10 protein-coding genes and 1 pseudogene are annotated in these 9,466 nt (G+C 66.2%); 2 read left to right on the top strand and 9 right to left on the bottom strand.

Annotation, left to right across the window (positions count from 1 at the left end; all coding sequences use genetic code 11):
* Nucleotides 1-323: 323 nt before the first annotated feature.
* Nucleotides 324-809 carry a GNAT family N-acetyltransferase gene (locus tag ABEA06_RS03240; RefSeq protein ID WP_345310533.1) on the top strand — a complete coding sequence of 162 codons (486 nt, stop codon included), beginning with the start codon at nt 324-326 and terminating at the stop codon, nt 807-809.
* A 118-nt stretch (nt 810-927) separates the two neighbouring features.
* On the opposite strand, the gene ABEA06_RS03235 is transcribed toward ABEA06_RS03240, so the two are convergent.
* The 9 genes from ABEA06_RS03235 to ABEA06_RS03195 form a co-directional block, all read right to left on the bottom strand.
* Nucleotides 928-1,155 carry a hypothetical protein gene (locus ABEA06_RS03235; protein ID WP_345310532.1) on the bottom strand — a complete coding sequence of 76 codons (228 nt, stop codon included), beginning with the start codon at nt 1,153-1,155 and terminating at the stop codon, nt 928-930.
* Between the two features lie 42 nt (nt 1,156-1,197).
* Nucleotides 1,198-1,449: a hypothetical protein gene (locus ABEA06_RS03230; protein WP_345310531.1), complete on the bottom strand. Its 252-nt coding sequence runs from the start codon at nt 1,447-1,449 to the stop codon at nt 1,198-1,200.
* Nucleotides 1,450-1,704: 255 nt separating this feature from the next.
* A complete protein-coding gene (gene trpS / locus ABEA06_RS03225; protein WP_345310530.1) occupies nt 1,705-2,745 on the bottom strand; it encodes a tryptophan--tRNA ligase in 1,041 nt (346 codons plus the stop codon).
* A 283-nt stretch (nt 2,746-3,028) separates the two neighbouring features.
* A complete protein-coding gene (locus tag ABEA06_RS03220; protein WP_345310529.1) occupies nt 3,029-3,916 on the bottom strand; it encodes an SDR family oxidoreductase in 888 nt (295 codons plus the stop codon).
* 119 nt (nt 3,917-4,035) lie between these two features.
* Nucleotides 4,036-4,764: an aminoglycoside phosphotransferase family protein gene (locus ABEA06_RS03215; RefSeq protein WP_345310528.1), complete on the bottom strand. Its 729-nt coding sequence runs from the start codon at nt 4,762-4,764 to the stop codon at nt 4,036-4,038.
* 23 nt (nt 4,765-4,787) lie between these two features.
* Complete coding sequence (locus ABEA06_RS03210) at nt 4,788-5,825, bottom strand: phosphotransferase family protein (RefSeq protein WP_345310527.1); 1,038 nt, start codon at nt 5,823-5,825, stop codon at nt 4,788-4,790.
* A gap of 192 nt (nt 5,826-6,017) precedes the next feature.
* Nucleotides 6,018-6,956 (bottom strand): AbiTii domain-containing protein, encoded by a 939-nt coding sequence (locus ABEA06_RS03205; RefSeq protein WP_345310526.1) that lies wholly within the window; start codon nt 6,954-6,956, stop codon nt 6,018-6,020.
* 245 nt (nt 6,957-7,201) lie between these two features.
* Nucleotides 7,202-7,795 carry a recombinase family protein gene (locus ABEA06_RS03200; protein WP_345310525.1) on the bottom strand — a complete coding sequence of 198 codons (594 nt, stop codon included), beginning with the start codon at nt 7,793-7,795 and terminating at the stop codon, nt 7,202-7,204.
* A gap of 225 nt (nt 7,796-8,020) precedes the next feature.
* Nucleotides 8,021-8,299, bottom strand: a complete 279-nt coding sequence (locus ABEA06_RS03195; RefSeq protein ID WP_345310524.1) for a hypothetical protein — start codon at nt 8,297-8,299, stop codon at nt 8,021-8,023.
* 772 nt (nt 8,300-9,071) lie between these two features.
* Between ABEA06_RS03195 and ABEA06_RS03190 the strand changes: the two are divergent.
* Nucleotides 9,072-9,466, top strand: a pseudogene (locus ABEA06_RS03190) (IS1380 family transposase); the annotation flags it as partial.

Below are 9,466 nucleotides of genomic sequence, written 5' to 3'. Positions count from 1 at the left end.
AGTTCTTCCTGGCCATCCTTGGATTCTCGCTTCTCCCAGCATCGTGCTGGATTCCGCGTGTCCAAGATCAGGGGTCAAGCGCCCTCGATCTGGCGCCGAAGCTCGTGCACGGCCACCGCGTCCGCAAGGACAGCCTGTTCAACCGGGGCGGGTCGGGAACTGATCATGCTCATCACGTTAGGACAGCATCACTGCTCACCACGGTGACCAGGCACGAACTGCAATCTTCACGGCACGGGGTGAGCATGGATCACCTGCGCGTGCTCCCTCGGTGCCGGATACGGTGGCTGGGTCCCTCCGCTCCTACTCCAGAGGTCTTCCCCGTGCCCGTCCAACCCTCGATCAATCTGCGCCCGTTCCAAGAAATGGACACTGCCTTCTTCACCGGCCTGGCAACGGACGAACGGGTGACCCGCTTCGTCGGCGACGGTCGCCCCTGGGCGCCGCAGGCCATCCAGGACCGTCTTCGCGCCGCGCTGCAGCAGGAGCCGGTAGAGCAGAGCGGGGCTGTCCGGTGGTTCATCGCCGTGGAAGCCGAGGAGGCGGTCGGCCTGGTCGTCTCTACCCGGTGCGACGAGGGCGTGGAAGTCGGCTACTGGGTGCCCCCGGAGCACTGGGGGCGCGGGGTGGCCAGAGCCATGGTCGACCTGGCCGTGTCCACGGTCCCGGAAATCTACGGCCAGGTCCGGCTAATCGCCCACGTCGACCCGGCCCACGCCGTCTCGGCCCGTGTTCTCACCCGCCGCGGCTTCGAGCTCGAGGCCAGTCAGGGTGGCCTCGACCGTTACGTGCTGGTGCAGACGCAGTAGCCGGCATCGACCACCAAGGAACCTCATGCGCATCGCTACATGACAGCGCTCCACCGACTCTTCATCAGTCCTGAATCAGGCTCCGCCGCAGCGTGCTGGCATGGCCAGGAAGCAGGCTCTAGAAGATGCCAGCCCAGAGGCCGGCCAGACCGCCGAGGATGCCCACGATGCCGGCCAACAGGAAGACGCCGGGGCCCAGTGCTGGATCAGCCCGGTATTGCGGATGATCGCGGGGTAGGGGTGTGCGTCGGGCAGCGTAGGCCTGAGCCAGCGCATGTCGCCGGAAGGCAAAGACCAGTCCGGTCAGGAGCATGACGCTGCCGATGATGATGGCTGGCCACCACATGGTGGGCTGTCCTTTCTCTGGTGCTGTGCACTCAACGAGGGCTTAGAAGGCTTCCGGAGGCAGGACGATGCCCAAGATGATGGCTGTCACGCCGATGAGCACACCGCCAATGCCCGCGACGAGCAAACCGGCCGGTTTGGACTGACGCGCGATCTTCTCCCCCGCGCGCCCGAACATAGTTCGCTGCCCCTCCGCGATGCCCGAGGCAAGGCGTTTGCGGGCCACGATCGCGATGATGCCCATGGTCAGAACCAGCACTCCGACGAAGATCGATCCCCAGTTGTCCGTGCCCATCAAATCCCCCTTGTTCGAGCGCCTGAAGGATGCCGCCTCTTCGATGAATCGGTCCTGCCCTGTTGGCCTTGCCCGATCAGAAGCCGAAACGGTCACCCCTGCTCGGTGCAGGTCAGGCGTGGACCCATATTTGCATATGCGACCACCGTGTGCACCGGAACCCCTAATGCACCCTCTGAGTAGGAGATGCGGAGGCGCTATTCCCCCGCGGCGGCAAGGATGTAGGGACTATTGCAGTGGCGACGTACGGGTGCCTCAGTAGACGGTTCCCATGGATTTCCTGACCTCGAAAAGCGTGTCGTCGGCTAACTCGTTGGCGTGGTCGTTCCCTCGCCTCAGGACTCGCAGGGCGACGTCTGGGTCCTGGGCCAGCTGCTGGCGCCGTTGGCGGTGACCGGCGAGGAACTCGTTGACCGCCTCGGTGGTCACCTGTTTGAGGCGTCCACTGCCGGCGTCACCGATCTGTTCGGCCAGCGTCTGCGGAGTGGTGTCCAAGCAGAGGGCGGCCGTGGAGAGCAGGGCCGAGACCCCGGGGCGAGTGTCCGGGTCGAAGGTGATCCGGCGGTCGAAGTCCGTGGTGGTGCGGCGGATGACCGTGGCGGTCTCATCGGCGGTCATGGACAAGGCGATGGTGTTGCCGTAGCTCTTGGACATCTTCCGCCCGTCCAGCCCCGGCACTTCCGGGGTGGCGGTGAGCAGGGCCTCGGGGACGGGGAAGACCGGCCCGTAGCGGTCGTTGAAACGGCGGGCGATGACACGGGTGATCTCCACGTGGGGCAGGTTGTCCTTGCCCACCGGCACCAAATTGCCCTTGCAGAAGAGGATGTCCGCGGCCTGGTGCACCGGATACGTCAATAGAAGGCCGCTCAGCGCCCGTCCGGAGGCGGCCGCTTCGGCCTTGACGGTGGGGTTGCGGTGCAGTTCTGCCTCGGTGACCAGGCTCAGGAAGGGCAGCAGCAGCTGGTTCAGCGCCGGCACGGCAGAGTGGGCGAAGATCGTGGTCTGCTGCGGGTCCAGGCCGGCGGCCAGGTAGTCCAGCACCGCGCTGTGCACGTTCTCCTGCACGCGGGCGGTGGTGTCGCGGTCGGTGATCACCTGGTAGTCGGCCAGCACCAGGAACGTCTGGACCCCGGCCCGCTGCAGACGAAGGCGTTCGATGATGCTGCCGAAGTAGTGGCCGAGGTGCAAGGCCCCAGTCGGGCGTTCCCCGGTGAGGACCCGAAATGTCTCCGGGGTCCGGTCGATGGCGCGGGTCAGTTCGGCCGAGCGCCGCTCGGCGGCGGTGAAGGACTCCATGTGTGTGCTCCTCGAAGGTCGGGAGCTGCACACAGGACCGCCGAGGTGGCACGGGCTGCTGTGCAGCCCGTGAACATGCGTCAACCGGCTGCTATCGCAGCCACCACCACGCCAGACGGTTGAGCATCATGACCCTCACTTTACCCACCCGGCAACCGGAAAAGTCCTCCATCGAAGGAACCCTTACTGCACCGCTTAGATCATGGAACATCCACGGTGCTCCGCTCATCACCGTGGGACGGCTGTTCTCGTCAGAGTGGAGTTGTCGGGTCTCAAGGTGCGGTCAGGTCAGACTCATGCCTCCGTCGGTGGTGATGACCTGCCCGGCGACCCACACGCCCTGGTCGGTGGCCAGCCACCCGATCAGCCGCGCGGGATCTCTCGGGTGTCCCCAGCGGCCGAACGGGGTGGCCTGCCGCCACGCCTCGAGCTCCGCCAAGGACCGGTCGGTGGTCTCCGGGTCCAGGTAGCCGGTGTTGACCGGGCCGGGGTTGATGGTGTTCAACACGATTCCCACGTCGAGCAGCTCCGCGGCCACCGTGGGGGTTACCCCGGCCAGAGCGGCCTTGCTGGTGGCGTAGGCGACCTCACCGCGCATCGGCCCCTGGCCCTGGCCCGAGGTCATCCAGAACACCCGCCCGGCCGCCCGCTCATCCACGGGCCCGGCCTTTTCGATGCGGTCGCCGGGCCGCGCTGAGGCGGACCGAGCAGTCGTGGCGGCGCGGCGATGGGCGAAGTGCCGGGTCAGCAGCAGGGTGGAGCGGGTGTTGGTGTCCCAGAACGCGTCCAAGGTCTCGGCGGTCATGTCCAGAATGGACCCGTCGCCGCCGCTGCAGGCGTGATTGCAGACGAGGATGTCCAGGCGCCCGGTCAGGGCGTGGGCCTGCTCGACGAGGTCTTCGACGGTGTCCGGATCCCTCAAGTCCGCGGAGGCGTCGCCGGCGAGGGCCCCGTCGTGCAGAGCGGCCCGGATGCCGGCGCGTACCGCATCGAGGTCATCGGCGCCCCAGGGCTGGTCCGCGTCATGGGGGCTGTAGTGGTGGAAGAACACACTGGCCCCCAGGGAAGCGAGCTCCACGGCCACCGCGTAGCCGATGCCGCGGCGGCGGGAGACCCCGATGACCAGGGCGGTCCTGCCCTGCAGCGGGCGTGCGGAAGAGGGATGAGACATGGTGGTGCTCCTGACGTACTCAGGGATTCCTCGTTCACAGGGCAGACACTCACACCGTCTTCATGGTAGGGAACCTATCAGCGATCACCGCTGCGGGCGGTGCGTCACCCAGGTGAGGGTCAACCGGTGGCCAGCACCCGGTCACGATCGCGGCGATACATCGCGGCGTGCTCGGCGAAGTCGTCCCGGCCGGTCTCGGCGGCTCGTGCGTCGGTGAACACCGCGAGCTCGTCCAGACGTGCCGCCACCACGGCCAGCAGTTCCGCGGGCTCGTAGGGCATCTCGTAGGAGTCGATCAGCAACTGGAGGCGGCCCGCGCGGTCGGGTGCGGGCGGGCCGCCGTCCTCGGCGCTATCGGTCAGCGGCACCAACCGGTAGGCCAGGTAGGCGAGGTCCCAGATCCTGGGGCCCGGGGAGGCCGTGTCGAAGTCGATCACCCCGCGCAGCCGACCGTTGCGGAACACCAGGTTGTACGGGGCAAAGTCGTTGTGGCAGATCACCTCAACCGGGTGGTGGGTGGGCAGCTGCCAGACCAGGTCCTCCCCTACCAGCGCGGTGGACGCGTCGTGGATCCGGCGCAGCAACTGGCCCGCCGCCAGCAGGATCGTTTCCGCCCACACCCACTCAGGCAGCGGATAGCCAGGCACCACCCCGACGCTGTAGGACAGGACCTCCCGGCCGTCCTCGTCCACCCCGCGAGGCTCCGGGACCTCGGTGATCCCCTCCGCCCGCAACCGGACCAGTAACTGGTGCACCGCCAGGGTCCAGGGCCCGACAGTGCGGCGGACAGTGTGGCCGACCCGTACGACGATGGTGGAGTTGCCGCCGGTCAACATCTCCTCTTCCATGGAACGACCCTATCCGGAGGGCCTCAGCCGAGCCGGCGGCCCAACTCCCGGGTGACGTGGGTAGCCACATTGGTGTACATGCTCCGCTCCTGTTCGGTCAGGTCGGGGCGGCCGGCCAGGAGGCTGCGGTGGTGTAGGGACGTGAGGAACCGTTCGTAGATCTCCCAGGCGTCACGGCGGATCAGCACCTCGTCGACGGTGCCCGTGGCCGCCCAGTGCTCGCTGGCCGCCAGGTAGACCTCGATCAAATCCCGGGTCTGGGCCCGGGTCATGGGCAGATGCCACGGGTCCACGGTGATCTGCCCGCCCAGATAAGCCAGGTCTTGGGCGGGGTCTCCGATCTCCGACCACTCCCAGTCGATGTAACGAACCGTGGTGTCGTCGTAGACCAGGATGTTGGGCAGCAACAAATCCCCGTGGATCAGGACGAAGGACGCCAACCGGTCAAAGGTCTTCTGCGCCTCCCGCAGATACGCCCCCACGTCCCGCGCCAGTCGTGTCACGTCGGGCTCGTTCATTACTCCCGGGTGGTTGTCCGACCACCACTCCAGCCCGGCGGCGAACTGACCGGCGATGTCCACCGTCTCTCGGCGTTCCTCCTCCGGGGTGGTCAGTTCACCGCAGCGGTCGAAGCGCTGGGCATGCAGACGAGCCATCTGCTGGGCGTGGGCCCGGACCAGAGCCGGGGTCCACTGCCCCGGTGGCAAGACCCGACCGCGCACGAAACTGACCACCATGTACGGAGCACCCAACGGATTGTCCGGTGACTCCTCCAGGACCAGCGCCTGCGGGCCGATGCCGGCGGGCACCAGGCTCAACCCGTGGAACTCCTCCCGCATCGGCCGCGGCAACTCCACCACCGGACGCCGGGCGATCCGCACCACCACTCGTTGCCCACCGGCCTCCAGCAACCACGCCGCGAAGCTCTCCCCGTGCCCGAGCAAACGCACCTCGTCTCCGCCTCCGGGTGAGGAGCTCAGGCCGACGGAGGCCGGGGCCTGGCCAGCCAGATGAACCAGTCGGTCGGCCATGGACGGATGCTCCGGACGGGCAGAAGTCATGAGCACAGTCTGCCCACAATCACACCTGGCTCGAGAACCAATGTCATGCCCCCGCGGCACCGAGGAAGGAAACGCCTCCAGAGCTCACACCGGAACCTTCAATGGACGTTCCGCCCACCCCGCTTGGTGCTTCCCGTTAGAGGTTCGAAGGCTCCGATGCAGCGGGACCTTCAGAATGCCGCGTATTGCTGCTCAGCCAAAGGCGCCGGATAGCGCCAACGTGGTGATTGTCTCGACCGCCCCGCTTGTCGCTGCGGTGACTGCTGGGACCCCGATGCGCTCCGCAATAGTGCGTAGCTTGCCTGCCTTCTTCATGACGTCGCCGGTGTCGGGGGCTTCCTGCTCGGTCGCGGCGCGCAGATCTTCGACCGCCGCTAGCAGCTCGGCTCGCCCCTCGTCGTCGGGTACGTCCCTTGCTGCGTTCTGGACGGCGGTGAGGAGGTTGACGGCGTCATCGACGCTCAGCCCTTCGCTCTTGGCCTTGGCCCTGTCCCCGATGGCGGTCGGCCCGCTGGCGGACTGGATCGTGGTGATGTACTGCGTGCCGATGTGGTGACCCACGGCGGCGTCTACGGCGTCTTTCCTAGGTAGCTCGGCCAGAGGAGTCTCCGCCGTCAGGTCAGCGACGACGTCAACGAGTTGGGTACGGATCTGACCCAGTACCCCGGTGAGCACCGCGCCGGAAAGCGAGTAGGACATCCCCGTGATCTGCTCGTACGGGCCGAGCTGGCCGTTCCAGACGGTCTGGGCGTAAGCCAATCCCGTGCTGGTGAACGAGATGGAAGATCTCCCCGTGAGGCTCTCCAGCTCTTCGACGGGCTGACGAAGCGGGAACGACTCCGGAACCCCTTCCAGGGCCTCCGCAGGCAGTTGCAGGCGATTGAGAGTTTGACCCGTGACTACGGTGTTCCCGCTGATCGAGTTCACCTTGATCGGCAGCGGCGGCAGCAGCCGATAACTGGGTACGTCTACGTCCTCGTCGTAACCGCTGAGCTCGTATCTGGCCCATTGACGCAGGGACTCGGAGCCGGTTTCGGCTCCGAGCAGCAGGCACTTGCGTAGGAGCCCGGCGAGAGGCTCGGATTCGTCGAGGACGCGATCCCTCAAAGAACTGAGCAGGGTGTTCGTCATTCGAAGTCCTTCTGTGTGGGGGGTCCAAAGGATCTTCCGTTGAATCTACCGGGAGCTTCCGACACTCAGGACCGGAGCAGGGGGCAGCGTGGCTCGCGCCCGCATGACGGACCTCAAGCGGAGCGAGATGCGCCCGTGCGGGGCCCTCGCAACCAGGCGGGGTTGTCATGCCCGTTTGACCCGCCCGGTGAAAAGCCCGCTCAGGCGCGCTATACGCATCACGATGTCCACAGGCAACGACGGCCTCAGATGGTCGTCGCTTGCGGCAGCTCCCGGATCCGCCGGTAGAGGGTGGCCCTCGACATCCCGAGGTCGCGGGCGACCTGGGTGGCCGGCTCCCCGCCCTCGATGAGCCGCAGGGCGTTGCGGATCTGGGAGTCGGTGAACGTCTGCCGTCGTCCGCCGAGGTCCTTGCCAGCTGCCCGCCGCTTGGCGACCGAGTCGGTGATGCGTTCGCGTTTGATCTCCAGCTCCATCTGCGCCAGCGCAGCCATGACCGTGAAGACCATCGAACCCATTGGGGTTGCGGTGTCCACGTCTCCCCCACCGAGGTTGAGCACCCGCAGACCGGCACCTCTCCCCCGCAGCGCTTCGGCGAAGGTCAGCATGTTCTGCGTCGACCGGCCCAAGCGATCCAACGTGGTGATCACCAGGGTGTCACCCGGCTCGAGCGCGGCCACCGCCCGGTCGAGCTGAGGGCGCGAGGCACGTCCTCCAGACACTCCATGGTCCACGTAGACGTCATCGCGCCGCACGCCCGCATGCAGAAGGTCCGACAGTTGGCGGTCTGCATCCTGTTGCCGCGTCGACACTCGCCCGTACCCGATCAGCTTCCCCATGGCAACCCCTATGTGTCTCGCAACCAATGTCTAGTACACGATTCTAGGTGCACAGATAAAGCACATAGTTGCAAGACTTGCTGACCCCCGGGAATCCGCAAAAATTCGTGGCCGCAAAATTCGCCGGACGAGACGTCTCGCATCCCTTGGACTGCGAGACGTGCCAACGCGCCGAAAGCTCCTAAGACTCGGTCTCACCTGTCTGCGACTCCAGCAAATGCAGTGTCAGTCGGAGAATCGTTCATAGGCACTCTGCCGGGAGGTGTTCAACGCCCATCCCACCCCGGCCCACGAGGCCCCGCTGCCCCGGGCGTCCCCCACGGCGTCGCGCAACGCCACGCCGGCACCGCGCTCGAGTAGGCGCAGGAACCTCACCCGCTCCAGAGCACGATCAACGGCTTCCTCGGTCTTCGCGGCAGCCCACGCATCAGCGGCCATACGCAGGAACTGAGCCACTGCCACCCCGTCACGGTCGTCGACCGGCACGGAGTGATCAGCAAGCACGCCCCCAGCTCCCACGCTGCGTGCGGCGCCGTCACGCCCTGCTGTCCGTCGTGCTCGAGCACGTCCACCTCCGAGGTGTCATAAAACCCTGACACTGTCAGGATCACCTGACACTGCTACGAGGTCAACCACTCCAAGCCGGCACCGGGGCACGCATTCCCTCGCACCGGCTCCAGTCTGGCAACCCAGGCGTCGCACAACTCTCTGGATGCAAGACAAAAATTTTCAAGTGTGAACAGTTATGAAAATATCCATATGTAAGCTCGGCGAATGGAGGTCCAACCACCTGGAAGCGCACTTGATCGCCTTCGCATGCCGCATGTCTCGGAGTTGTTCATAGATCGGGAACACGAGTCAGCGGCCTTCAAGGCAGCACTGGCCACATTCCGCCAGTACGTTGAAAGCCACGATCGTGTCGGCGCCAAACGCCACAATTTGCTTACCTTCTATGGGCTAGGTGGCATCGGCAAGACCGCCCTCTCGGAGCGGCTAGAGGCCTGGGTTAACGATGAGCTGCCCCCCATCAATGACTGGGGGCCGCGGCCGCCTACTGAGGTCCAAGCAACCGCTCGCATCGATCTCCACGGATCGGCGGGGCGAATGAACCTCTTAGCTGCGTTGCTTTCGCTTCGATCTGGCGTTGCTCGATTACGTCCTCGATGGCCAGTTTTCGATCTAGCCTTCGCCGCGTACTGGTCGGCGGTGCGCCCGGGTGAGCCGCTTCCAAGGCTCGAAGGCCGTGACGACTTNAGTTTCCCACACGCCTGCTGCCGTGTCAGTTTCCTTCGACGAGCCGAACCTCATCGGGTCCGCCGGGCTGGTGCCGGTGATGGAACTGGCCGCCGAGGCCGGCCTGCACCAGCTGGCCGGAGATCGGTTGAGCGTGCCGACCGACAAGGGCGCCAACGCCGGGGCGAAGGTCGCGGCCCTGGTGGCCGGCATGTGCACGGGGGCGGACTCGATCGATGACATGGCCGTGCTGCGCCACGGGGCGATGAAACGGGTGTTCGGCGGCTGCTATGCGCCCTCGACCCTGGGCTCGTTCCTGCGTGAGTTCACCTTCGGGCACGTGCGCCAACTCGACGCGGTCGCCTCCCGGTTCCTGGTGAACCTGGCCGGCCGGGCCCCGCTGCTGGGACGGCCCGGCGCTGCCGGTGCGGATCCGGG

Origin of the sequence: Kocuria gwangalliensis (genome assembly GCF_039544365.1) — a bacterium.
Lineage (GTDB): Bacteria > Actinomycetota > Actinomycetes > Actinomycetales > Micrococcaceae > Kocuria > Kocuria gwangalliensis.
This window is presented reverse-complemented; position numbering and strand designations above follow the sequence as displayed.

Bases quoted from the DNA above. Each gene is read 5' to 3' on its own strand.
- ABEA06_RS03235 (WP_345310532.1), bottom strand. From the start codon at position 1,155: ATGTGGTGGCCAGCCATCATCATCGGCAGCGTCATGCTCCTGACCGGA.
- ABEA06_RS03230 (WP_345310531.1), bottom strand. From the start codon at position 1,449: ATGGGCACGGACAACTGGGGATCGATCTTCGTCGGAGTGCTGGTTCTG.
- trpS (WP_345310530.1), bottom strand. From the start codon at position 2,745: ATGGAGTCCTTCACCGCCGCCGAGCGGCGCTCGGCCGAACTGACCCGC.
- ABEA06_RS03220 (WP_345310529.1), bottom strand. From the start codon at position 3,916: ATGTCTCATCCCTCTTCCGCACGCCCGCTGCAGGGCAGGACCGCCCTG.
- ABEA06_RS03215 (WP_345310528.1), bottom strand. From the start codon at position 4,764: ATGGAAGAGGAGATGTTGACCGGCGGCAACTCCACCATCGTCGTACGG.
- ABEA06_RS03210 (WP_345310527.1), bottom strand. From the start codon at position 5,825: ATGACTTCTGCCCGTCCGGAGCATCCGTCCATGGCCGACCGACTGGTT.
- ABEA06_RS03205 (WP_345310526.1), bottom strand. From the start codon at position 6,956: ATGACGAACACCCTGCTCAGTTCTTTGAGGGATCGCGTCCTCGACGAA.
- ABEA06_RS03200 (WP_345310525.1), bottom strand. From the start codon at position 7,795: ATGGGGAAGCTGATCGGGTACGGGCGAGTGTCGACGCGGCAACAGGAT.